We start from the raw sequence: 23,935 nt of genomic DNA, 5'->3' as shown, positions 1-23,935 counted from the left end.
ATCAATGCTCACGGGTGGCGCTAAAGGTGATTTCTGGATAACGCTCTTCCATCAATTTAAGATTAACACGGCTTGGGGCAAGATAGGTCAAATAGCCACCGCCATCGACCGATAACTGGTCGTGGGCTTTTTTCTTAAACTTCTCAAACGCCACTTTGTCATCACAATGCACCCAGCGCACCGTCGCAATCGACACAGGCTCAAAGGTACATTGCACTTTATATTCTTCAAGCAGGCGATGCGCGACCACTTCAAACTGTAGCACTCCTACCGCGCCCAAAATCAAATCATTGTTGATTTGCGGCATAAATACTTGGGTGGCGCCTTCTTCTGATAGCTGCTGTAGACCTTTTTGCAGTTGTTTTGACTTAAGTGGGTCTTTGAGTACCACACGGCGAAACAATTCTGGCGCAAAGTGGGGAATGCCGGTGAAGTTTAAAGTTTCGCCTTCGGTAAAGCTATCGCCAATTTGGATGGTGCCGTGATTATGTAAGCCGATGATATCGCCCGAATACGCTTCTTCCAGCGCTTCGCGGTCCCCTGCCAAAAACGTTAAGGCATCTGAAATGCGTACTTCTTTACCCAAGCGCACATGTTTCATTTTCATGCCTTTTTCGTACTTGCCTGAACACACCCGCATAAAGGCAATACGGTCACGGTGTTTTGGGTCCATGTTAGCTTGGATTTTAAAGACAAAGCCGGAGAATTTTTCTTCATCGGCTTTGACAGTGCGTTCGACTGTGTCATGGTCTTTAGGCGCTGGGGCGTATTGGGTCAGTACATCAAGCACCATGTTAATGCCAAAGTTACCCAACGCCGTACCAAATAGCACAGGCGTTTGTTTACCGGTCAAAAATTCATCGACATCCCAATCTTCATGTGCCATTTTTGCAAGCTCTAGGCTTTCTTCAAATTCACGGAAGGCAATTTCACCGATTCTCTCGCGGATGTCTGGATAGTCATAGCCGTCACGGCTCTCAATCTCGACAATCTCAGTACCATGACCTTTTTGATAAAAGTAGGTTTTATCCTCGCTGATGTTGTACACCCCAACAAAATGCTGACCTGTACCAATTGGCCACGTCATCGGCACACATTGGATTTTGAGGACGTTTTCAATTTCATCAAGCAGTGATAATGGGTCACGGATTTCGCGGTCAAGCTTGTTAACAAATGAGATAATCGGCGTGTCACGCATCCGACATACTTCCATCAGCTTGATGGTTCGTTCTTCGACCCCTTTTGCCCCATCAATCACCATCAGTGCGCTGTCCACCGCGGTTAGGGTACGATAGGTATCTTCTGAAAAGTCGGCGTGACCTGGAGTGTCTAGCAGATTGACCATGTTGTCGGCATAGGGAAACTGCATTACGGAAGTAGTAATCGAGATACCACGCTCTTGCTCCATGCTCATCCAGTCAGAGGTCGCGTGTTTGTCGGTTTTGCGTGATTTGACTTCACCTGCGCGCTGAATTGCTTGCCCCCATAGCAGTAATTTTTCGGTCATGGTGGTTTTACCGGCATCGGGGTGCGAGATAATAGCAAAAGTGCGGCGTTTGGCGATTTCAGAATGTAGTGACATAGTGTTTGACTTAAAAGTAGCGAGGCTTGATAACCGATAAAGGAAAGAATAAAAAAGATGGCATATTGTAGCCGATTTTACGTTTGATTGCGATTTTCACGGGTTATTATTGCGCATCGCGCGCGCGATTTTGACAAAATTTTGTCATAAATCTAATACTTTAATCACTAAAATTGTGTTAGTTTTATCTCATCTTTTTTTATCTTGTTAAGATGTTATTTATGACCGCTGAACCCCTTGGCAACAATCCTGAACCCGCACTCAGCAATAAAAACAACGCCTCGACCAGTGCTCATTTGGGCGATCCTTTTTTGACCAATGATCGGTTACAGTGGTCAGATATGAAAAGTTTTTTGTTAGCGATTAGCAGTGTGATTGTTGTCTGGCTGCCTGTGCTATTGCTACACCTTACTTTAGTGCTTTTTGCCACCTTGATTACTTATGCGCTGATTCGCGGCATTGCTGGCTGGATTCATCGGCATGTTATTGCCTATATGCATAGCGCCTCGCGTCAGCAGCGTATGGGTAAAGTTGCAGAATGGTTTGCTATTGCCATTTTGGCGACAATAATTTCGCTTACTGTGTATGTATTTGGCGATTGGATTGCTGATAAAGCGAGTGTTGAGGTCTTTAATAAGCTTATCCGACAGATATTGGACATATTTGACCAGCTTCATACCCTACTACCCGCAAGTATCTCTCAGCATCTACCCATTTCAGTCAGTTCATTTCAAGCTATGCTCATGAGTACTATTAAAAGTCATGCGCCACAACTGCAGTTAGTGGGTATTCATACGTTACGCGGGCTTGGTTATGTGCTAGCGGGTGTTGTGATTGGTTGTATTGTCGCGTTGCAAGTACCTGTGAATAGCGCGGCACATAAAACCCCATTTACGCAGCATTTGCGCCAAAAATTTGATGAACTTATCATGGGGTTTAATGATGTGTTTTTTGCGCAAGTCAAAATCTCTAGTATCAATACCATCTTAACCTCAGTGTTTTTGCTAGGGATATTACCGCTACTGGGTCATCCGCTACCGATGGCTTGGACCGTTGTGCTTATCACCTTTTGCGCAGGGCTATTCCCTGTCGTTGGTAATTTGGTCTCAAACATTGTTATCGTCTTGCTTAGCCTGACTCACGGGCTTGGCATCAGCATTTTATCGCTTGTGTGGTTGGTGAGCATTCATAAACTTGAATACTTTTTAAATGCGCAAATCATTGGTCATAAAATCCGAGCCTCTGCTTGGGAATTGTTGTTATTTATTTTGGTGCTTGAAGCCACGTTTGGGTTGGCGGGACTCATCAGTGCGCCAGTCATTTATGCCCAAATCAAACGCATTTTGGCAGATAGGGGCTGGGTTATATAAACGCCCCTACTCGCTACAGGAATCATTAACAAATAATTTGCTCGATAAATTGAATTTTTAAATCTTATCGCCATTAATAACAGAACACGGCTTTATTGTTACAGTGTTGTATGGTTGAATAATTAAAAATGTGTTTTAAAGTCTATCAACTGCCAAATTTTTAATGATTGATGCTACAATTTACATTAACATTTTTGGCGTATTTTGAGGTTTAACCAAAATTTGAAAGATTTTCACGGTGATTATTTTTCAAGGTAATTATAGTGAAAAATCTTAGCAATTTTTAATTTATTCTGCCAAAAAAGCGATTTGCCAATCCATTCATTGATTCATAAGGAATTTTAGCGATGTCTACTATCAATAATAACAACGTTGTACATTTTCATTACACCCTAAAAGACGACGAAGGTAACATCATTGACCAATCACCAGAAGGTCAACCTTTAGCGTATTTACATGGCTACCAAAACATTATTCCAGGTCTTGAGTCACAATTGGCGGGCAAATCAGTGGGTGACAAATTTACTGCAAGCATTGAACCTGCAGATGCTTACGGCGAATTTGATGATGCGGCGGTACAAGAAGTTCCACGCGAAAACTTCCAAGGTGTCGAAGATATCCAACCAGGTATGCAGTTCCAATCGCAAACTGAAGACGGTCATGTGATGTTAGTCACTGTGAAAGATGTACAAGAGGACAAAGTGATTGTTGATGCTAACCATCCCTTAGCAGGCAAAAAACTTCATTTTGATGTAGAAGTAGCAAACATTCGTGATGCATCAGATGAAGAGTTGCAACACGGTCATGTACACGGTGCAGGTGGTCATCACCACTAAGTTATCATTAAAGCTTAGAGAGATTAAATGGAAGGCTATATTTATGGCCTTCTTTTTTTGTGCAAAATTTTGCCCTATGAAATACTTTTACGGGGTGTAAGAAACGCTTGATATTATTTACAAAATCATTGATTTAGTTACGTTTTTTGATGCTTTACTACAGTTTTTACCACACACTTTGCGCTAAATTTTGGCATAATAGTTTTATACCGAACGAACAATCCAAGCAATAATAAAGACGCATGATTGGGTATATATTTTTAGTTATATAACATTAAACTAATTACAAAAAAGGATACTACTCATGAACGAGAATACAATTAAAGGTCAATGGGAACAAGTTAAAGGCGCTGTAAAAGAAACTTGGGGTGACTTAACTGATGATGAAATCACCCAATTGGAAGGTAATCGCCAAAAGCTATCAGGTAAAATTCAAGAGCGTTATGGCCGTGCCGAAGATGTGGTAGAAAAAGAAATCGACGACTGGTCAACCCGTCATAACTATCGTTTTTAGAATAGATTAACCCCTCCTCCAAAGTAAAAAAGCCATATCATCTGATATGGCTTTTTTACCTGCTATCCTAGCATCACTGACCTCATCCTTAAGGTCCTTACTAATTGGTAGTGAATTTCTTGACTCATCCTAAGTCTCACTCCACGTGTTTATCAAGCATCATTCCTTAATACTACGATAAACCATTCCTTTATTGGCAATTCTGTCCCTATCTCAATCCTTGAGAACCATCCCTGTGCCGTTGAATGTATTATTACAAAATTTACCATTCGGTAACAGTCGTACAAACGTCAATGCGTGTAAGCTTTTGCTTACACGCATTTTTGCTATTAGGGGCGCTGGTTGTTGGCTGTCTGTGCATCAAGCATCACATTAGCCGCTTCAATCACAAATGCTTCACTTTCAGGAAGTTTTGGACGTTCGGCTTGTTTCAGACGGCTACGGACTTCTAACTCTGCATCTTGCGCAGCTTGGTAAGCTGTCCATGTGCTATAGGGGCTTTCCCCATTGGCTTGGCGTCTTGCATTTTCTGCCGCCAACATTTTCGCCTCAATGTTTTTGCGGAAAGTACGGCGGTCATTGATGTCCAATTTGACAGGCTTCTTATCATCTTCCTCATTACGGATTCTGTTGAGTTGGCTTAGATAAGCAAACTGGGCATTGGCTGCTTGACGCTGCTGTGACAAGGCATTGAGCGATTGCAAGGTCTCACGGGAATAGTTGCCCGCAGGTTGGTACGGCGCGGCACGAATCGTATCCCATGCCAGTGGGTTTTTCATGCTACGTTCACCAAACTCCATGCCTTCATAGATATTGACTAAGCGGACATCGGGTACAACGCCTTTATTTTGGGTACTGCCGCCAGTGATACGGTAGAACTTGCGCTGGGTTAACGTTGCTGACCCTAAGGCAAGGTTATCAAGCTGAATTTGTGCTGAGCCTTTACCCGTGGTCGTGCTGCCGACAATCAGACCGCGGCCATAATCTTGAATCGCTGCCGCAAAAATCTCGCTGGCTGACGCTGAGCCTTGGTTAATGAGTACAGTCATCGGGCCTGTATACAGTTGCTTACCTTTGTCTTCGTCTTCATACACTTGGATATTGCCGCGGTTATCACGAATTTGTACCAGCGGACCTGACTTGACGAACAAGCCAATCATTTTGGCGACTTCATCAAGTGAGCCACCGGGGTCATCACGCAGGTCTACCACTAAGCCATCGATATTTTGCTGGTTTAAGGCTTTTAACGCGTTTTCCGTGTCAATACTGACACTACGATAATCTTCTCCCGCACGGCGCGCTTTATAATTAAGATAAAAACTTGGGATTTCTAACACACCGATTTTTTTGGCTTGTCCGTTTTTATCTTTGACACTAATCACCCGATGATTGACGCCAGATTCTTCTTGCTGAATCACGTCACGTATGAGGGTGACATTACGCGCGCTACTGTCTGGGGTATTAGGCGCTTTGACGCGCACGGTGACGGATGAACCTTTTTTACCGCGAATGAGGTTTACCACTTCACGTGTCGAATAACCGACGGTATCGACCATGCCTTTATCTTCAGTGGATACGCCGATGATTAAGTCATTGGGTTTGATTTGACCCGAACGAGCGGCAGGCCCGCCATCAACTAAGCTGATAATACGGGTGTAATCAGGATTCTTGCGATCGGGCTGAATCGAGACACCGATACCGACCAATTCAAGCGTCGATTGGATTTGCATCTCATTGGCTTGCACGGGGGCAAAATAATTACTGTGCGGGTCATAGGCTGCCATCGCTGCATTTAACAGGGTTTCAACGATTTGGTCGCTATCGATACGTTGCAGCTGGGCATATTGGCGCTTTAAACGCTGGTCTAGCACTTGGCTTGGTGAGCGTGTTTCGTTTTTGACTAAATCACTGGCGTTGTATTTATCGGCATTTTCTTGCAAAAACTTATCTTTGTTTTTGTCTTCATCTTGATTGATGGTCATACCAATTAGCTGGTAGGTCAGCTGTTTGCGCCAAAAATCGCGTTGCTCGGCAACGGTTTTAAAACGTGGCAATTTTTCACGGTTCATAATGACCGTTTCGTTGCTCTGTAAGCTCACAGGGGATTTTAACAAGCTATCGGCAAAGCTGTAATACGCTTTTGAGCGCTCAATAAAACGCTGATAAATGTCAAAACCCGCTTTTAAATCACCGCGTTTGAGATAATCGGCAAAACTATTGCCATATTTTTGGGTAAATTCATCAATATCGGACTGCAAAAACACGCTATGATTGGGGTCAAGTGCATCAAAATAGTCGCTTAAAATTTGCTTGCCCGTTGCCGCATCCATTCTTTTATCTAGATAATGGCTACGATCCAACAACGCTGCGATTTGCCGAGTCACCTGCCGCTGCTCATTATTGATCTGTCCGACGCTCGTCGATGCTGCAATGGCGGTTTGGTAACTTTGTCCCAGTATCGCCCCACCCATCAACAGGGCAAATACACTGGCGGTAAGTTGTTTGTATTGCATGACTTTCCTTACTCTATTTAATGAAGCGATAAACAGAAAAAACTGACAGCCCATCTTAGCACTGTCAGTTTTTCCACACCATACAAAACGTGTAAATGTTCGACTCAAATCATCTATCAAACCTCACCGTTTGTAGCGGCAAGTTGTTGTGTTAGCCAATCAATTGATTGTCTTTAAACAGTTGGTTTAATTGCGCGGCAGTGAGCAATTGTTTTTCACCGTCTTGGCGATTGACATATTCGTATTTCACCTCGCCTGTTTCACTGATATTTTTCTCTGAGATAACGATACGATGGGGAATGCCAACGAGCTCTAAATCGGCGAATTTTACCCCCGCACGCTCGTCTCGGTCATCAAGTAGCACATCAACACCTTGGGCTTTTAGCTCAGTGTAAAGCGCTTCGGCAAGCTGCATTGCTTTGTCCCCTTTCGCTGGGTCTAGAGCATCTTTCATTTTGCCTTTAATCATCGGTACAATCGCCACAGTGAATGGCGCAAGGCTCTCACCTGTGCTACTGGTTTTCCAAATGATACCATTGTCATCGTGATTTTGTTCAATTGCGGCGGCGACGATACGGGTCACGCCGATACCATAACAGCCCATCATAGTAATGACAGGTTTGCCCTGCTCGCCCATCACCGCACAGTTTAAAGCTTTGGCGTATTTGTCACCTAATTGGAAGATATGACCAACTTCGATACCGCGGCGGATTTGTAAAGTACCTTGTCCATCTGGGCTTGGATCGCCTTCTACCACGTTGCGAATATCGGCAATTTCGGTGATGGACGCATCACGCTCCCAGTTGACGCCCGTGGTATGAAAATCTGGCTTGTTGGCACCGCTAACAAAATCTGATAACACCGCAGCAGCACGATCTACAATCACTGGCATGTTCAAATCAAACACCCCGATAAACCCTTTGTGCAGGCCCGCCGCTTGCATCGCATCTTCGCTCGCCATGGTGAGTGGGGCTTTGACTTGCGCCAATTTTTCCGCTTTGATTTCATTTAGGGTATGATCGCCCCGTAACACTAATGCGACTAATGTGGCTTTACCTTCTTCGGTAGGTTCACCTTCGACGATTAAAGTTTTGACCGTCTGTGACAATGGCAGGCCTAAATGCTGAGCTACTTGCTCACAGGTTGGCATATTGGGCGTACTGACATCGGCTTTGTCCTGCGTTGGGGCAGCACGTTCACCGACCGCCACCGCTTCAGCAAGCTCAATATTGGCAGCATAAGCTGAGCTATCTGAAAATACGATATCGTCTTCACCACTGCCAGCTAGGACTTGAAACTCATGCGAGGCAAATCCACCAATCGAGCCGGTATCGGCTTGCACCGCACGGAAATCTAACCCGAGACGGGTAAAGATATTATGATAAGCGCGGTACATATCATCATAGGTGCGCTGTAGTGAGGGCTGGTCGATATGAAACGAATAGGCATCTTTCATGATAAATTCACGCGAACGCATCACCCCAAAGCGTGGGCGAATTTCGTCACGAAATTTGGTTTGTACTTGGTAGTAGCTCACAGGGAGCTGTTTATAGCTTTTTAGCAAGTTACGCGCGATATCGGTAATCACTTCTTCATGCGTTGGGCCTAACACAAAGTCACGTTGGTGACGGTCTTTAAACCGCAGCAGTTCAGGACCATAGGCTTCCCAGCGACCTGATTCTTGCCAAAGCTCGGCCGATTGCACCACAGGCATTAGCAGCTCTTGGCAGTTGATGGCATCCATCTCTTCACGGATGATTTTTTTGACTTTTTGTAAGGTTTTTAGACCCATCGGTAGCCACGTGTAGAGACCCGACGCAGATTTACGAATCATCCCTGCACGGAGCATTAATTGGCTGGAGATGATATCGGCATCACTTGGGGTTTCTTTTAACGTTGCAAAAGTAAATTGACTGGCTCGCATGGCACACCTTGTTTGTACGGCTTGAAATAAGAAAAAAACGAGAATGGATAGACTATTTGGTAAACCGATTATCTTATTTTATGCCAGTGGGTGGTGCAATAGTTTTTTTAATTTTTGCCAAGTTGATGCCGTATTTTTGGACTTAGCTTTTTTGCACTTAACTTTTTTGGTTTTAGCATTTTTATAAATTAGGACAATTTGGTCATACTCATTGGCTATTTAAACTAACTACATTGAAATTATGGCAAGTCATAACCATACAAAATAGTATCCACTACCACTATTAGATAAACGATTAGGAATGGCTATATGACCCAACTCCCCACTTCGTCTTCCACGCCATCACCTGAGGCAAAACCGACTACAAACTTGCCAAAACCGCCCCCATCGGGTAACAAAAAGCCGGTTTCTTTTTGGGTGAGTTTATTTTTACTGGCGGTGATTGCGGTGGCGGGTTGGCTATTTTTGCAGTGGCAACAAGCAAATACCCCTAAAAAAGTTGAGGTGTTAACCCGTGAAGGGGTGGTCACTAAGATTCAAAGCCTCAATCGACTACAAACCGTGGCATATAATGTCGATACCGTTATCACCAGCCAAAAAGAAGGCAATTGGTACGCCCTGTGGCAAGATCAACAAAAAGGGCTTTTTGTCGCTCATGGACGGGTGACCGCGGGCATTGACTTAAATCAATTAAAACCCACTGATGTACAAGTGACTCCAGATGGTAGCCATGTCAGTATCACCTTGCCCGCTGCGCAGATTTTGGATAGTTATTTAGATAACATTGAAGTGTATGATATTCAAACAGGGGTATTTGGCATGGTGCAAGCCGACCCACAAATATTTAACCAAGCGCAAGTGGCTGGCAAAAACCAAGTGCTGACATCCGCTTGCCACTCTGGCATTCTACCAACTGCCAATGATAATGCCCAAAAGCAAGTGCAATCGCTATTTGCACTGGCAAATGTACAAGTCACTGTGAAAGTCACCGCGCCTGCTAAAAATTGTCGTTAAACCGATTTTTTGCCTATCAATAACACCAATCCAAGGATAAAAGCGTTTTTTTGTTTTGTATTGTTTTTGGGGCTGTCAGAATTGGTATGAAAGGCATAAATAATAGATATGTAACCTACCTTAATCATAGGAATATTGCTAAAATCTCAACTTTATATCCCGCTAGATAGTCCACTAGATAACCCGCTAGTTTTAGACGACATTTATTTGCTACATCATCAAAAATTGCAATAATAATAGCTACTTAACGTATCGATTTCACCAAGGGTTACGTTAATTTATTGCAAGGATGCTTGATGGCGTTTTAGTTGTGTAAAAGATCAATTCGCTAGCTGTTGGAGAGTTTACTGAATGAATGTCACGTCTGCCTCAGATCGTCTAAAAAAAGTGATGCGGATTGCTTTGGTTGGCATCAAGCCTGGCGACCAAGTGATGCTAAAAGGGTATCTACGCATCTTGCTTAGACTAGAAGCAGACCTTGAATGGGTATCAGCGAACAATCAGCAGATTGATTTATTTATGGTCAATCATGATTTTCGTCATGCTGAAAGCGTTCAAAAGTTAATTAGTAGCAAACCCAATACAGCCACTATTTATACCGCTCGTAGTGAAACGGAAAACGGCTATTTATCGCAAGATTTATTGGTGTTGCCGCTCAAAGATTTAGAGCCGCTCAGTGAGTGGTTGTTTTCACAATTGCCGTTTTTATCTGGCGTACCTGTTAGCAATAAGGCATCCACTGCCGCTAATCTCACCGCTGATGTCGCTCACGCTTATCAATCAGCGACAGACACTATAGCCAACCAGCGCGTAGCCTCAAATCCGCCTGCTCAAGTTGCCAATCCATTATCTGGTGTTGCACACTCTGCACAAGCTTCAGCTGTTACAAATAGTCATACCCACAATGCGCCTAGTCAACTTGCCGAATCTAGCCAGTCGATGGCGTCATCAACCACCACTAACGGCACTGTCAATGATGAGTATTTAATCGGATTTGCCAAAATTTTTAGTCAGATTGCCCAGCGCCATAATGAAGTATTGAGTATCAAAAGCCCTGCTGGCACCTTATTTGCCTATATAAATCCAAAACAGCAGCGGGTTTGGGAGGTGTCTGAGTACATCTCGTGCAATCAGCCTTGGATTATCTCGCTTGCTGATGATGTGGCTGCCAATCAGCTAGATGTCAAAAATGCTAAAAACTTGGTGCAATGGCTATGGGACTTGGCTAGCACACATGGTCAAAGATTTGAAGGTTTGCTAGATTCGCACATCAACTACCATATAAACAGTTGGGTCAAACCCATCCATGATGCCGACCAACACGACCATCTTAAAATCCAATGTGTACTAGAAGCTCGTTCGTTAACGATTGATGAATTGGTAGCACGCAGTCAATGTTCGCTACCCCAAGTCAAAAAAACACTGATTGGCTTATTTGTCGCAGGTGCATTGCCTGCTTCGGTCTATCAGCAAACTATCGCTCAGCTCAATAATAAAACGATTAGCCAGCCAGTGACTCCATCCATGTCGCCAGCAGAAATATCACTGCCAAAAATGTCACCCGCTCAAATGACAGTAGCTGAAATGACACCCGCTGAAATCATCCAGAATGAGTCGCAGCCAATTACGCCCAGTGCGCAACCTGCCTTTGTTGAACAACCTGCTGCATCTGCTACGGCACAATCCACAGTGCCTGTGAACCAATCTGAGTCAGCTCAAACACAACATCAGCCACCCGCGCCTGCCAAACCTCAATCAAAACTTGATGAAATCCTTAGTCGCCGTGCTATGGCAGAATCATCAGCCAATACCTTGCCCAGTATTGCAACTACCCACAATAGCGCTTGGAATAATAGTACCACAGCGCCTGAACCTATCTCAGCGAGTGCTACATCGTCACAAGGTTCAACCCCGCCCACGCAAGAAACTGGCAACAACAGCATGATGGGGTTTTTAGGACGTCTACGTCGACGCTTGGGGTTGTAAATCTTTCATTGAGATGATTGATAATTTGATTGTACTATCAGGGATTTATTAAATTTTTTTAGTTAACAGCGTGGTTTCGTGTATGATACTAACGCAATTTTTTTCCTAATATTGTATTTATATTAATGCAATGAGTGTAAGGCTTTCTACATGCAACGTCTCAAAATTGTTTTTAGCGGACCTATGGGTGCGGGGAAAACCCAAGCCATCGCAAGCTTATCGGATATCCCTGTGGTGTCGACTGAAGTAAAAAATACCGACCTTCATGTCAACACCAAGGCATTGACTACGGTGGGTATGGACTACGGTGAATTGGTGCTAGAAGGTGGCATCAGTATCGGTCTATATGGCACACCTGGGCAGGAACGCTTTAACTTTATTTGGCCGATTTTGTCGCAAGGGGCAATGGGGGTTATTATTTTGATTGACCATGCCGCCCAAGACCCTGTGGCAGATTTGGCAAATTATTTACAGACGTTTACTAAAATTTACACGGGTCGCATCGTCGTGGGTATCAGCCAAGTTGATAAAATGCCTGAGCGCGACTTTGGCATTTATCATGACTGGTTGGCTGCCAATAACAAGAATCTGCCTATTTTCCCAGTCGATATGCGAAAAAGAGAAGATGTGCTGTTACTGGTTGATACCATTATTGCATCACTTGAATTGACAGCGCAGTGAGGGCATGGTTGAATTACGGTATATGGCTTACGTTAACAAGCGATTCGGTGAATGAAGCCATTTGACTTAGATATTGAGCGCAGCGACTGATAAACTCGACAGCAATTTTAAAACCGTTACTCTAGTAAATATTTGGATACCAATATGAATGACCAATTGTTTCAAATGGAAAGCCGCATTAAGCCCAGTGAGCAATTTATTACCCTATCTAATGAAGTATTGCACGAACTCATTCATACCACGAGTGGCATTGAAGGGGTGTTGTTGTCATCAACCGATGGCTTTGAAGTCAATTCAATTTTTCAAAAAACCTATGATGGCGGCAAATTATCCGCGGTCGGCAGCTCAATCTTGGCATTGGTACAGGCATTGACCGCCGAAGCGCAGCTTACTGGCTGTCGCTCAGTCATTCTAGATGCCGAAAACGGTAAAATTATGATTAGCGCGGTGCCTAGTCAGTTCCAGCCGATGATTGTGATTGTGGTGACCAAACAACAAGTCTTGCTCGGGCAAATCATGCACGGTATGAATAAAGCGATTAACCGTTTAATAGAGCTCGATAAAGAGTTTCATTAATATACAGTTAATTTATATCATAACTACTGTAAAGCCCTCAACAGCATTGAGGGCTTTTTTCATGTCCCTCATGTCAACCATATCAAACAATCAATTCGTAACATTTTCTACAGTTTATCCGAATTTTTATACAACTTAAGTTTAATAACTTAAAAATATGCCCGTCAAAAATTGCTATAGATTGCCCGATTACCTTCCATCGATATAATTCATCATTTTGTCATATAACCTTACTAAACTACCGCCACCGACGATGGTGCAATCGATTTTCTAAGCAGGATGACGCAATTTGGGAAATTTAGATCAACCATCGTTTTTATTTTGCGTTAACGGCGGCTTTAAGCGTTTGTAAGCTTTTTTACTTGGGCGCTAAGCGATGCAATAGGTCATTTAATTAGCCAATCAATTTGCCAACAGATAAGTGACAATGATGAATTTTTCCAACCTTACCACACGCTTGTTATGCGTATTATTGCTGGTTTTTTTGGTGTTTTTGGCGATGGTGTATTGGATCATTGACCAGCAAGCCAAGCCTGAAGTCGCCAAACTGACCTCTCAGACTATCATTGAAACTGGCAATGAGGCGGTGAATGGTATTTTGTCGCGTGTGAGTCAAATTGATGGCATGGCAGTGACAGCGAGCCGTATGACCGGCAGTTTGCCCAAGAATGCCGATATTATCAACACCAGTGTTGGCAATTTAATGGCAAATATGGATAAAGGCATTGCCGGTGGTGGTGTGTGGTACGACCCTTTGATGTACAAACCTAACGTCGATGAAGCCGCGTTTGTTTGGCAACGGGATATGCAAGGTGTCATGCAGTCTGCCAGTCAATATCAAACCATCAATCCTAGCTACCAAGCACCGAGCAAACTTACCGCAAATCGGGTAGACGACCAAAAAACCCAACCACAGCTTGCTATGCCCTATTACCGTGACTGGTGGTATGTGCCTGCTGTGTATGCCAATCATGACCACTGTGTGTGGAGCCGTGCTTATATTCACCCGACTACCAAACAGCCCGTCATGACCTGCGCCAAGGCGATTTTTAATGCGCAAAACAATGGCTTTGAAGGGGTGGTGAGTTTTGATGTGCTGCTCGGGCGTATGCAGTCGATGGTCAAAGAATGGCAGCGCAAAACAGGCGGTTATGTATTTTTAGTCGATATGAACAACAACTTTTTGACCTTCCCCAATGAAGCACAAGTCAAACAAGTGACTGCTACTAACCCGCAAGGCGAAATGATGGATGTCAGTAGTTTTGCCAAGAAAAACCCTGATTTTGCCCCCATTGCCAAAAGCTTAGACAACATCAATGACAACATCATCAAACAAGCGCAAAAACTAGATGGTGGTAAATTTGATTTTACCGCCAATACGCTAGTGAGTAGCACCAACCTACAAAAAATCTCTCCCTCAGAAGCACGTATCATTTCAGCCATGCTAATGACCCAAAACGCGCAAAATGAAAATCTCAACGCCACCCATTTTGTCGAACAAGTCAGCTTAGACAACGATTTATTACTCAAAACCCCTTCCACAGCGTTTATTTTTGCCATGCCGATGACCAATTGGAAAATGGTCATCGTCAAACCCAATCAAGAGCTGATGTTATTTGCCAATCAGCTAGGTAAACAGTTGCAATGGTATATGCTATTGGGTTTCTTACCGGTACTGCTATTAAGTGGTTATATTTTCCACCGTATTTTGGCGGTACCGCTGCACCAAGTCGCTCGTAACGTCCGTGAAATCGGTCAGTTGATTGCACAAAAAAAATATCTGTCACTGCGTGAGCACAAATTGCCACCGGCAAACATTCAAGAAATTGGCGTGATTACTGACTCGATGAACCAGCTGGTTGATCGGGTGGTCGAGAACGAAGGCGCATTAGCACAAGTCAATGAACGCTTAGAGCAGCAAGTGGTGGAGCGTACCGAAAACTTACACCAAGCGTTAAAAGATTTAAAAGCCTCTCAAGTGCAGTTGGTACAATCAGAGAAAATGGCAACCATCGGTCAAATGGTCGCAGGTGTTGCCCATGAAGTGAACACCCCATTGGGCTATGTGGGTAGTAATTTAGAGTTGATTGATGAAAATATCGTACGTTATGACCAATTGATTGACCATGCCCAGCAGCTCAAACAACTGATGCAAGCGTCGCCGGCTGATACAGCAACCATCAACCAAACCATTGAACAAACCATTGCTTGCAGTGATGAATTGGTCGCTGATGCGGTGAGTGACGATTTGCATGGATTGGTGGATGACGCCAAGTTTGGGGTTAGCCAAATCTCAGAATTGGTCGTCAATTTACGTGATTTTTCTCGCATCGACCAAGCCAAAATCAAGGCCGTCGATATCAACGACTGTATCAAAAACTCCCTAGTCATTGCCCGTAACAATATCAAGCATTTAGATGTGATAACTGAGTTAAATGCTATCGAACCGGTTAGTTGTAACCCATCCCAGATTAACCAAGTGCTACTAAACCTATTTAATAACGCGGCACAAGCGATGGGGCAAAATCAGCACCCTACATTACACATTACTAGCACAGAAGATGCCGCCAATGTGTATATCAGCGTGGCGGATAACGGTACTGGGATGAGCGCTGAGACCCAAGCCAAGATTTTTGAACCGTTCTTTACCACCAAAGCGGCAGGCGAAGGTACGGGACTGGGTCTTGCCATTTCAACCCAAATCATGGAGCAGCATAATGGCGATATTCATGTGCAATCACAACTTGGCGAAGGCACGACATTTACCATTAGATTGCCCAAAACAGCGATTAGCAACCATCAATCACCCAAGCTTTTAATCGCAGAAGAAAGCTAATGCTAATGCTAATGTTAGATAACCGATAACCGATGGCCGACAGGCTCGCTGATCAGCCATACACGAGCCACACTTGATTGTGGTCAATCTTAATTATAGTTAAGTTAACCTACCTAAGTGACATGACCATGATAACGACCGTAACCAAACCTAAAATTGCCTTTATCGATGATGAAGACCGCATTCTACGCAGCCTAAAAATGCATTTTCGCGCCACCCATGAGGTGTTTACCACCACCGAGCCCGATGAGCTACTAAGCTATGTACAAAATAACGAGGTTCAAGTGGTAATTAGCGACCAACGCATGCCAAAAAAACTGGGTGTCGAAGTACTAAAAGATATCAAAGACGTATCGCCCCATACTATCCGCATCTTGTTGACCGGCTATGCAGACTTAACTGCGGTAATTGATTCCATCAACGAAGGGGAGATTTTTCGCTATATCACCAAACCTTGGCAGACAGATGAGCTTAAAAATATCGTCAATCAAGCCACCCAAATCGCGCTGCAAACCAAAGATGTATTCAAAGAAAATCTGCAGATCGCTCAGCCAATCATCGCCAAACGCAAAGTGTTGGTTATCGATGACAGCGAGATGGTGTATTTACAGATGCAGCAAAAATTCACCCAGTTTGAAACGCACTGGGCAAATTCATTAGAAAAAGCGATTGAGCTACTTGAAAATGACCGTTTTGGTGTGGCAATCACCGATGTGTCCTTGGGTGGCGAGAACATTTCACCCGTAATCTACGCGTTAAAACAAAGTTTCCCTGATTTAGCGGTATTGGTACTCACCTCACTCAACGATAGCCACACCTTAATTGACTTGATCAATAAAGGACAAGTGTATCGCTACCTGCCGCGTCCCAGTAATTTATCATTATTAGAAATTAGTATTCAGCGGGCTTATGATTATCACCAAACGTTAGTCAATCAACCAAAATTACAAGCACGACACGTTGTTGATGCCGTCACTGAAGTTGAAACGCGGAGTTTTGGTAATAAAGTCAAAAAATTCTTATCACGCTTTGGTATTCGTACACCGCGATTTGCCTAGCTTAAAATCTAGTGCCTAATATATGAGGGTCAAAGCGTCGCATTTGAGCCGTCTCAATCAATGAATGTTAGCCATAAAAAAACCGCCCAGAGTCACGACTTAGGCGGTTTTTTAAGCGTTTTCTAATAGCCAATGATTAGGCTGTTTGCTCGTACACTGGGTGTTTGGCGCAAATTGCTTGGACTTTTTCACGTACTTCGCCGATAACGTTTTCGTCACCGCGGCTATCGAGCACATCACAAATCCAGCCAGCCAATTCTCTTACTTCCGCTTCACCAAACCCACGGGTAGTGACTGCGGGCGTACCGATACGCACCCCTGACGTCACAAACGGTGATTTAGGGTCATTTGGTACCGCGTTTTTGTTGACGGTGATGTGGGCATCGCCCAACCATTTATCGGCTTCTTTACCGGTGATTTCTTGTTTGATTAAGCTAATCAGCATTAAGTGATTTTCTGTGCCGCCCGAGACGATATCATAACCGCGTGACATGATGACATCTGCCATGGCTTTGGCGTTTTTAACCACTTGTTGTTGGTAGGCTTTGAAATCTTCGCTTAACGCTTCTTTAAAACACACAGCTTTACCCGCAATCGCGTGCATCAATGGACCACCTTGGTTGCCAGGGAACACGGCAGAGTTGAGTTTTTTCTCAATCTCTGGGTTGGCTTTTGCCAAGATTAAGCCTGAACGTGGACCGCGTAGGGTTTTGTGGGTGGTGGTGGTAGTAACGTCAGCGATTTGCACAGGGCTTGGATAAACACCTGCAGCAACCAGTCCGGCTACGTGTGCCATGTCGACCATCAAATATGCGCCAACGCTGTCTGCGATGTCACGGAATTTTTGCCAATCAACCACTTGGCTATAAGCAGAAAAACCCGCGATAATCATTTTGGGTTGGTGCTCTTTGGCTAGGCGTTCTACTTCATCATAGTCGATGATGCCCGTTTCTTTGTTTAAGCCATATTGTACGGCTTTATAGTTGATACCAGAAAAGTTCACATGCGCACCATGCGTCAAGTGACCGCCATCAGCAAGGCTCATGCCAAGTACCGTGTCACCCGCTTTTAATAAGGCCAAAAATACCGCGCTGTTGGCTTGGCTACCCGCGTGTGGCTGTACGTTAGCGTAATCTGCGCCAAACAATTCTTTGGCACGGTCAATCGCTAATTGCTCGACCACGTCAACATATTCACAGCCACCGTAATAACGTTTGCCCGGATAACCTTCAGCGTATTTATTGGTCAATTGGCTACCTTGCGCTTCCATCACCGCTGGTGAACAGTAGTTTTCTGAAGCAATCAGTTCAATATGGTCTTCTTGACGTTTGGCTTCATTGTCCATCGCTTGGGCAAGTTCAGCGTCAAACTGGTGAATAGTGACATTTTTAAACATGGCAATTTCCTTTTAAGTGAGTCAAAAAATGGGCGGATAAAACCGAAAATATGGCTTAGTTTAGCATGGTTTGGTTTTTTTTAGTGAATAATCCAGCCATTTGGCTGAATTTGTCCTATTACTTGTCGTCGGCTACTCACCTGACTAATATTGGTTTGAAAAACTCATTAATACAACGCGCCATCCAAAAAATTTTCATAAAAAAAGACAGTTACCCTAACTGTCTTTTTTTGGCTAACTATTTAAATACTAGCGCACAGCAACCAATGGTTTTTGTACTTATCCTTCGCCTTTATCGCTACTGACATGAATCATGCCATTTTCTTCTTCGCCCATAAGACTATTTTCAAATGCCGGTAAAAAAGTCTCACTAATCAAAAAATGCCTGCCTTGCCACTGGTAAAGGGTGGTGCGCCGCCAGCCTTGCGCTGTCACATCAATCCAGCGATTGGTCATCACTGCGCCATGCCGACGAAACAGTAGATAGCCAATCGGTGTTGTGCCCAGATTTGCCAGTTTTCGCGCATTACCAATGAGGCTGGCAAACGGAAATACAGACCGCGCCACCACCCACGCATCTTGATTAGGCTTGCCAAATAATAAGGCTTCGCGCACCCAAGCCGATTGGCTCACCCCAAGCGGTAACTGCAGTTGGCGCTTTTCGCTCAGGGACAAGGTTTGCCGCCCTTCAAACGTCGGCTGTACGATGAGTTTATGCTGAGATAAAGCTTCAAATTTGGCGGTGAGCGACCCTGTTGACGTCAGCCAAGGGATGAGTTTCGGCGGTATCTGCTGTTTGTGTGCCGCACTCAAATGCGTGCTAGCCAGGTTTAGGTTTAGACCAACATTTATCATTATTTTTTCAAAAACTCATTATCGGGTATGGTGCCTTGCGCGGCAACATCGCCAAAAAATTGGCTTTTATAGGTGTCATTAAAAGGTAACGCGGTCATCGCATCGGCTTGGTACGCCAACATAGCGTACTGTTCGTCTTGGCAAAACTGGGCAATCGCAGGGGCAAACACCTTGTCGTAGACGCGGTGTAACGAATGGGTCAACACCGGATAAAAGCCGCGAATCAACTTGTGCTCCCCTTGGGTACCAGGGTCAAAGTAGCGAAGGCCTTGCTTGATAGCAAACTCAATACCTTGGTAATAACACAGCTCAAAATGTAAACAATCATAGTCTTCTAGGCAGCCCCAATAGCGACCATATAACGTGCTGATAGTGGCATCGTCATCGAAAAAAAACAAACTACAAGCCACGATATCACCGTGCGCGTTATGCGCTTGAGCGAGCATCAGCTTGTCTGCCATAGTCTGCCCAAGCTGCTTAAAAAATGCCAAGTTCAAATACGGCTGCCGTCCTCTGACCAGATAGGTCATGGCATAGCATTGATAAAAAACTGCCCAATCCGCCTCGGTGATATCGTCACCGATTTTAACCTGACAACTTAGATTTTGTTTAAGCACCTTTTGGCGTTCCACTTTAATTGATTTGCGTTTTTTGGCAGTTAATGTTGCCAAAAACTCATCAAAATTGGCGCATTTTTTATCCTGTAAATTGCGATTTTGCCATAAAAACTGACAGCTTAGCCGCTCGCAAAGATTGGGCATATTGTGCAACGCTTGGACATTTTTTGGGGAGAAAAACAGTCCGTGCCAAGTGGATGCTTGATAGCGACTCGCCAATTCATCAATCGCTTGTAGTAAGGTCTGATACAGTGGCGCTGTTAATGACTTGCCTTGTGCCACCCAAATCCGCTCGCCGGTGACGGGGGTAAAGGGCACGCTTGTCACCAATCTTGGATAATAATTTCTACCATAGCGCTCAAAGGCTTCTGCCCAGCTAAAATCAAACACATATTCGCCTTGGTGATGCTTTTTGATAAACACGGGCATCACGGCAATCAGTTGAGCGCTGTCATCGACAATCTGCACATACTGCACCCACCAATCGCTGCGCCCACCAATCAGCTTTGCATCTATCAGCGCTTGCCAAAAATCAAAGTGCATAAAGGGCGTATCAGGCGTCTGCCACTGTGTCTGCGAGCGCCAGTCAAACTCGCTGGTAAATTGATAGTGATAGGACATATGTCAGTATTATTGTAGTTTTATGAACGGATTATTATACCTTGTTTTTAGCCAAAAATACGCGCTTATCCTTTTGCACAATTTGGTACAATTTTGCAAAATATGTATGGCGTTGGGCGGTGTGGTTTATAACGGTGACTTTGTTGCAATAACCAAATTGCAATAGCCAAAATTAGCGTTTACACTGAACAACTTAGCAGCCAACTGCTCGATGTGTTTTTAGCTTTTTTCACTCACTTGTCATCCTCTACCATGCCGACACTGATTTTATTTAACAAACCCTATGGCGTACTTAGCCAATTTCGCAGCGATGACAATAACAACTTTGCAACGCTCAGCGATTATTTTAGCGATAAAAGCTTACGCGTGGCGGGGCGATTAGATGCCACTTCCGAAGGATTGCTGCTGCTAACCGCTGATGGGCAGGTTAATAAAGCCTTGACTCATCCACCCAAAGCCAATGCAGGCAAAAAACAAGGCAAAACCTACTGGATACAAGTGGAAGGCGATGCAAGCGATGCCCAGCTACAGCAACTACAAACAGGGGTGCCACTCAAAGACGGTATCACCTTACCTGCCGAAGTTGTGCGGCTAAGCGAAGCACAAATTGCCGAGCATATTTGGCAAGCGCCTGACAAGATTGCCAAACGCAAAGTCACCACATGGCTCGCCATTACTATTTTTGAAGGTAAAAATCGTCAAGTGCGTCGCATGGCGGCCCATGTGGGACTGCCCTGTTTGCGGCTGATTCGCATGGCATCGAGTGGCTTTAGCTTGGGAAATTTAGAGGTTGGCGCATCCACACAAATACCGCTATCACCTGCCGATTTAAAGCGACTGGGTGTCCAACCTTTATCCGCGGCAACGACAAAACCACAAGCGCGCAAAAAACCTCGCGTTTTAATGCCTAAATCGCCACCATCAAAGCACCCAACAAGCCGGCGCAGGCAGCCATGATTAGACAGCCGGGAGTAGACAGCCATAAGGAAACCGCTATGAGAAAACAGCCATGATCGGTTACATCTATCGTTTTTTTCAAAGCCGCCCTCGGCTACTGTTAGGGTTTGCCACGATGGTGGTGGTGTATTTTGGATTATCGGCGCTGGTTGGTCTATTGCCCAAAGATTGGACGTTTGCGGTAGCCTACGATAAACTGAAGTTTGTGACGCAATTTTTGCTGGCTTGGAATATCGGACTTTGGGTGTATTTACTGGCTATTTTTCGGATGATGTATAAAGCCGATCAAAATGCAATTTTGGATAAAGCCCATGCTGAAGACGAAGGCACGGTGTTAATGCTGATTTTGGTTTTTGTCACAGCCATTGTCAGTATGCTGGCGATTGTCGTAGAGTTGGGCGCAAGCAAGGACGCCAAAGGTGCTTTGATGCTGTTTCATATCGCGCTCACCGCCATGACGATTTTGACGGCTTGGTTGTTTATCCATACCATGTTTGCTATTCATTACACCCACGAGTATTTCTTGCTTAAAGAAGAAAAAAACACAGAAATGCTAGATTTTCCTAATGATGACGACCCCGCCTACTGGGATTTTTTATATTTTTCCTACATCATTGGCACATCTGGTCAAACAGCGGATATCGCCTTCAATACCCAGCAAAGTCGGATCATCGGTACCATCCATTGTGTGTTATCATTTTTCTTTAATACCGCAATTTTAGCGTCCTTAATCAATATGTCAGCGGGCCTAATCGGTTAAAGTTAAATAAGTTAGCTAAATGAGTCGGTTAAATTCAAGTGAATACATCGTCAAAATCGCTTGCTGTATGAGGTATACTATCCTCGTTTGTCGTCCTTGTCTTAACATAAAGTGATAGGACTGTCATATCCCACTACGCTAATATCTCGCTACTTTATAACTAGGAAATTGTATGATCGCACAATATTTGATGGTCGATAACGCCCTGCTCGAGCAACTGCAAAATGCCACTGATACAGCGCGAACCGCGTTACTTGAAAGCATCAGTGAGCAGCCTCAAGCGCAATTGGTAGATTTGGGCAAACTGTGGGACATTATCCATTTTGTGTTAACCAAACACAGTGCCACCCAACCAGTACCTGATGAGCCTGTTAGTGAGTTTGTGGTGGGTGTGGAAACTTTTAGTGACAGGGAAGAGGCCGATTTCATTGCTTTTACCCCGTGGGCACATATTGTCGAAATCGTTGATGCTTTAGAACAAATTAACTTTAAAAAACGCTTAGAGAAAGTCTCGATGAAGTCACTACGTGAGCAAGCTATTTTTCCACCCAATATTTGGCAAGACAAAAAGGAAAACTTGGATAAAGAATTGCTAGCTTCATATAATGAGTTATTGGCTTTTTATAATGATGCCTTAGACAATGGCAATAATATTGTGGTGAGTATTTTATAACGTCGATATGGTCCTTTTTTTATTTTTTGAACCAAAAAAAGCACCTTATAAAAGGTGCCTTTTTTATCAATGCGCGGATGAAAATATCATCTAGCTTGACTTGATTAGTTGACCGACTGATTAGTTAACTGACTGGGGTGCAAGGATAGTCATCTCTACACGGCGGTTTGGTTCATAGCTTGAGCCAAATTGTGTTGTTTCACCGCGACCAATAGCGCTGATACGGTTACCAGAGATGCCACGATTGACTAAGTAATTAGCGACTGCTGATGCGCGGCGCTGTGATAATTGTTGGTTTCTATTTGCATCACCTTCCACTGAGGCATAACCATTTACTTGAATATTAGTTTGATTATAGTCACGTAATGTGGTAGCAACTTTGTCTAATGTCGTGTAGAAGTTAGGTAGGATGGTAGAATCACCAACACGGAAAGTTACCGCTTCAGGGATAGACAAGTTAATGTTATTAGTTACTGGGTCACGGGTTACCGTCACGCCAGATCCTGCAGTTTGCGCACGAAGTTTAGCTTCTTGTTGCTGCATGTAGTAACCCACGCCTGCACCTAGTACACCACCGATTGCCGCATCACGACCGGTTCTTTCACCGCCTGTTGCTTTTGAAACACCCGCCCCCGCGGCTGCCCCTAATAGACCACCAAGAAGCGCTTTATTGTTGGTAATGCCTGTTGTTGTCGTACCAGTTGGCGTTGTGGCACAACCTGTTAAGATAACACCTGATGCCAAAGTAGCTGCTAATAATTTAGTACGCATGAGTAATCTCCTTTGAATTCCTCTAGTTATAATTGTCACGCACCAACTTGTTGTTTTTATCTCATTTGCCAGATAAATCTGACAATACTCAGTTGCTTTGTGATTGAGCTCATTATGCAATAAACTTTTTCTTTATATGTAATGATTTGTCTTAAGGATGTTGTAGGATGGCATAATTTGTTACAAAATATTTTCAAGTATTCATTATTTATATTATTTATTTTTATATATTAAATGCTTTGTGATTTTGTTGAAACCCATGCTGCATAGTCAACCTATTATCCATAAATTATTTAATAACTTGTTAATTTTTAAAAAAAATTTTTGACAATCAACTTTACTGGGATTTGTAGCGTAGCACCAATAAACTCGAAAGATTTGTGGTTGGCAGTGTA

19 protein-coding genes are annotated in these 23,935 nt (G+C 43.9%); 12 read left to right on the top strand and 7 right to left on the bottom strand.

The window, feature by feature from the left end; translation table 11 throughout:
- Nucleotide 1: 1 nt before the first annotated feature.
- Nucleotides 2-1,582, bottom strand: coding sequence for a peptide chain release factor 3 (locus LAJ61_RS06805; RefSeq protein WP_224053307.1), 1,581 nt, complete (start codon nt 1,580-1,582; stop codon nt 2-4).
- 221 nt (nt 1,583-1,803) lie between these two features.
- Here LAJ61_RS06805 and LAJ61_RS06800 point away from each other — a divergent pair, with 221 nt between their 5' ends.
- The 3 genes from LAJ61_RS06800 (at nt 1,804) to LAJ61_RS06790 (ending at nt 4,302) form a co-directional block, all read left to right on the top strand.
- Nucleotides 1,804-2,952: an AI-2E family transporter gene (locus LAJ61_RS06800; protein ID WP_224053306.1), complete on the top strand. Its 1,149-nt coding sequence runs from the start codon at nt 1,804-1,806 to the stop codon at nt 2,950-2,952.
- Between the two features lie 347 nt (nt 2,953-3,299).
- The gene (locus tag LAJ61_RS06795) at nt 3,300-3,788 is read left to right on the top strand and encodes an FKBP-type peptidyl-prolyl cis-trans isomerase (protein WP_224053305.1); all 489 of its coding nucleotides are present in this window, start codon (nt 3,300-3,302) and stop codon (nt 3,786-3,788) included.
- Between the two features lie 304 nt (nt 3,789-4,092).
- Entirely contained in the window at nt 4,093-4,302 is a 210-nt protein-coding gene (locus tag LAJ61_RS06790; RefSeq protein ID WP_036593367.1) for a CsbD family protein, read from the top strand.
- A gap of 329 nt (nt 4,303-4,631) precedes the next feature.
- Here LAJ61_RS06790 and LAJ61_RS06785 read toward each other — a convergent pair whose 3' ends face one another.
- Nucleotides 4,632-6,815 carry a carboxy terminal-processing peptidase gene (locus LAJ61_RS06785; RefSeq protein ID WP_224053304.1) on the bottom strand — a complete coding sequence of 728 codons (2,184 nt, stop codon included), beginning with the start codon at nt 6,813-6,815 and terminating at the stop codon, nt 4,632-4,634.
- A 151-nt stretch (nt 6,816-6,966) separates the two neighbouring features.
- A complete protein-coding gene (locus tag LAJ61_RS06780) occupies nt 6,967-8,739 on the bottom strand; it encodes a proline--tRNA ligase (RefSeq protein WP_224053303.1) in 1,773 nt (590 codons plus the stop codon).
- 309 nt (nt 8,740-9,048) lie between these two features.
- On the opposite strand from LAJ61_RS06780, the gene LAJ61_RS06775 reads away from it, so the two are divergent.
- From LAJ61_RS06775 to LAJ61_RS06750, 6 genes are all read left to right on the top strand, one after another.
- Nucleotides 9,049-9,753: a DUF4230 domain-containing protein gene (locus LAJ61_RS06775; protein ID WP_224053302.1), complete on the top strand. Its 705-nt coding sequence runs from the start codon at nt 9,049-9,051 to the stop codon at nt 9,751-9,753.
- A gap of 351 nt (nt 9,754-10,104) precedes the next feature.
- On the top strand, nt 10,105-11,739 hold the full coding sequence (locus tag LAJ61_RS06770) for a hypothetical protein (protein ID WP_224053301.1): 1,635 nt from the start codon (nt 10,105-10,107) through the stop codon (nt 11,737-11,739).
- A gap of 150 nt (nt 11,740-11,889) precedes the next feature.
- On the top strand, nt 11,890-12,420 hold the full coding sequence (locus LAJ61_RS06765; protein WP_224053300.1) for a GTP-binding protein: 531 nt from the start codon (nt 11,890-11,892) through the stop codon (nt 12,418-12,420).
- 144 nt (nt 12,421-12,564) lie between these two features.
- On the top strand, nt 12,565-12,996 hold the full coding sequence (locus LAJ61_RS06760) for a roadblock/LC7 domain-containing protein (protein WP_224053299.1): 432 nt from the start codon (nt 12,565-12,567) through the stop codon (nt 12,994-12,996).
- 430 nt (nt 12,997-13,426) lie between these two features.
- Entirely contained in the window at nt 13,427-15,832 is a 2,406-nt protein-coding gene (locus tag LAJ61_RS06755; RefSeq protein ID WP_224053298.1) for a sensor histidine kinase, read from the top strand.
- A gap of 128 nt (nt 15,833-15,960) precedes the next feature.
- Nucleotides 15,961-16,890: a response regulator gene (locus tag LAJ61_RS06750; protein WP_224053297.1), complete on the top strand. Its 930-nt coding sequence runs from the start codon at nt 15,961-15,963 to the stop codon at nt 16,888-16,890.
- 136 nt (nt 16,891-17,026) lie between these two features.
- On the opposite strand, the gene glyA is transcribed toward LAJ61_RS06750, so the two are convergent.
- The 3 genes from glyA to LAJ61_RS06735 all read right to left on the bottom strand — a co-directional run bounded on the left by glyA (nt 17,027) and on the right by LAJ61_RS06735 (nt 20,379).
- Nucleotides 17,027-18,286: a serine hydroxymethyltransferase gene (glyA, locus tag LAJ61_RS06745; RefSeq protein WP_062332503.1), complete on the bottom strand. Its 1,260-nt coding sequence runs from the start codon at nt 18,284-18,286 to the stop codon at nt 17,027-17,029.
- 279 nt (nt 18,287-18,565) lie between these two features.
- Nucleotides 18,566-19,141, bottom strand: a complete 576-nt coding sequence (locus LAJ61_RS06740) for a chorismate--pyruvate lyase family protein (RefSeq protein ID WP_224053296.1) — start codon at nt 19,139-19,141, stop codon at nt 18,566-18,568.
- Nucleotides 19,141-20,379 carry a GNAT family N-acetyltransferase gene (locus tag LAJ61_RS06735; RefSeq protein WP_224053295.1) on the bottom strand — a complete coding sequence of 413 codons (1,239 nt, stop codon included), beginning with the start codon at nt 20,377-20,379 and terminating at the stop codon, nt 19,141-19,143. The genes LAJ61_RS06740 and LAJ61_RS06735 overlap by 1 nt, the downstream gene beginning before the upstream one ends.
- A gap of 252 nt (nt 20,380-20,631) precedes the next feature.
- On the opposite strand from LAJ61_RS06735, the gene LAJ61_RS06730 reads away from it, so the two are divergent.
- From LAJ61_RS06730 to LAJ61_RS06720, 3 genes are all read left to right on the top strand, one after another.
- Entirely contained in the window at nt 20,632-21,336 is a 705-nt protein-coding gene (locus tag LAJ61_RS06730) for a pseudouridine synthase (RefSeq protein ID WP_224053294.1), read from the top strand.
- A 52-nt stretch (nt 21,337-21,388) separates the two neighbouring features.
- Nucleotides 21,389-22,096, top strand: coding sequence for a DUF1345 domain-containing protein (locus LAJ61_RS06725; protein WP_224053293.1), 708 nt, complete (start codon nt 21,389-21,391; stop codon nt 22,094-22,096).
- A gap of 172 nt (nt 22,097-22,268) precedes the next feature.
- Nucleotides 22,269-22,769, top strand: a complete 501-nt coding sequence (locus tag LAJ61_RS06720) for a YfbM family protein (protein WP_224053292.1) — start codon at nt 22,269-22,271, stop codon at nt 22,767-22,769.
- 120 nt (nt 22,770-22,889) lie between these two features.
- Here LAJ61_RS06720 and LAJ61_RS06715 read toward each other — a convergent pair whose 3' ends face one another.
- Nucleotides 22,890-23,540, bottom strand: a complete 651-nt coding sequence (locus LAJ61_RS06715; RefSeq protein WP_224053291.1) for an OmpA family protein — start codon at nt 23,538-23,540, stop codon at nt 22,890-22,892.
- Nucleotides 23,541-23,935 lie beyond the last annotated feature (395 nt).

The sequence above is a fragment of the Faucicola osloensis genome (genome assembly GCF_020041925.1).
GTDB classification, from domain to species: Bacteria; Pseudomonadota; Gammaproteobacteria; order Pseudomonadales; family Moraxellaceae; genus Faucicola; species Faucicola osloensis_D.
This window is presented reverse-complemented; position numbering and strand designations above follow the sequence as displayed.

Bases quoted from the DNA above. Each gene is read 5' to 3' on its own strand.
- LAJ61_RS06785 (WP_224053304.1), bottom strand. From the start codon at position 6,815: ATGCAATACAAACAACTTACCGCCAGTGTATTTGCCCTGTTGATGGGT.
- LAJ61_RS06755 (WP_224053298.1), top strand. From the start codon at position 13,427: ATGAATTTTTCCAACCTTACCACACGCTTGTTATGCGTATTATTGCTG.
- LAJ61_RS06795 (WP_224053305.1), top strand. From the start codon at position 3,300: ATGTCTACTATCAATAATAACAACGTTGTACATTTTCATTACACCCTA.
- LAJ61_RS06750 (WP_224053297.1), top strand. From the start codon at position 15,961: ATGATAACGACCGTAACCAAACCTAAAATTGCCTTTATCGATGATGAA.
- LAJ61_RS06715 (WP_224053291.1), bottom strand. From the start codon at position 23,540: ATGCGTACTAAATTATTAGCAGCTACTTTGGCATCAGGTGTTATCTTA.
- LAJ61_RS06740 (WP_224053296.1), bottom strand. From the start codon at position 19,141: ATGATAAATGTTGGTCTAAACCTAAACCTGGCTAGCACGCATTTGAGT.
- LAJ61_RS06800 (WP_224053306.1), top strand. From the start codon at position 1,804: ATGACCGCTGAACCCCTTGGCAACAATCCTGAACCCGCACTCAGCAAT.
- LAJ61_RS06720 (WP_224053292.1), top strand. From the start codon at position 22,269: ATGATCGCACAATATTTGATGGTCGATAACGCCCTGCTCGAGCAACTG.
- LAJ61_RS06770 (WP_224053301.1), top strand. From the start codon at position 10,105: ATGAATGTCACGTCTGCCTCAGATCGTCTAAAAAAAGTGATGCGGATT.
- LAJ61_RS06735 (WP_224053295.1), bottom strand. From the start codon at position 20,379: ATGTCCTATCACTATCAATTTACCAGCGAGTTTGACTGGCGCTCGCAG.
- LAJ61_RS06730 (WP_224053294.1), top strand. From the start codon at position 20,632: ATGCCGACACTGATTTTATTTAACAAACCCTATGGCGTACTTAGCCAA.
- LAJ61_RS06725 (WP_224053293.1), top strand. From the start codon at position 21,389: ATGATCGGTTACATCTATCGTTTTTTTCAAAGCCGCCCTCGGCTACTG.
- LAJ61_RS06775 (WP_224053302.1), top strand. From the start codon at position 9,049: ATGACCCAACTCCCCACTTCGTCTTCCACGCCATCACCTGAGGCAAAA.
- LAJ61_RS06805 (WP_224053307.1), bottom strand. From the start codon at position 1,582: ATGTCACTACATTCTGAAATCGCCAAACGCCGCACTTTTGCTATTATC.
- glyA (WP_062332503.1), bottom strand. From the start codon at position 18,286: ATGTTTAAAAATGTCACTATTCACCAGTTTGACGCTGAACTTGCCCAA.
- LAJ61_RS06765 (WP_224053300.1), top strand. From the start codon at position 11,890: ATGCAACGTCTCAAAATTGTTTTTAGCGGACCTATGGGTGCGGGGAAA.
- LAJ61_RS06780 (WP_224053303.1), bottom strand. From the start codon at position 8,739: ATGCGAGCCAGTCAATTTACTTTTGCAACGTTAAAAGAAACCCCAAGT.
- LAJ61_RS06760 (WP_224053299.1), top strand. From the start codon at position 12,565: ATGAATGACCAATTGTTTCAAATGGAAAGCCGCATTAAGCCCAGTGAG.
- LAJ61_RS06790 (WP_036593367.1), top strand. From the start codon at position 4,093: ATGAACGAGAATACAATTAAAGGTCAATGGGAACAAGTTAAAGGCGCT.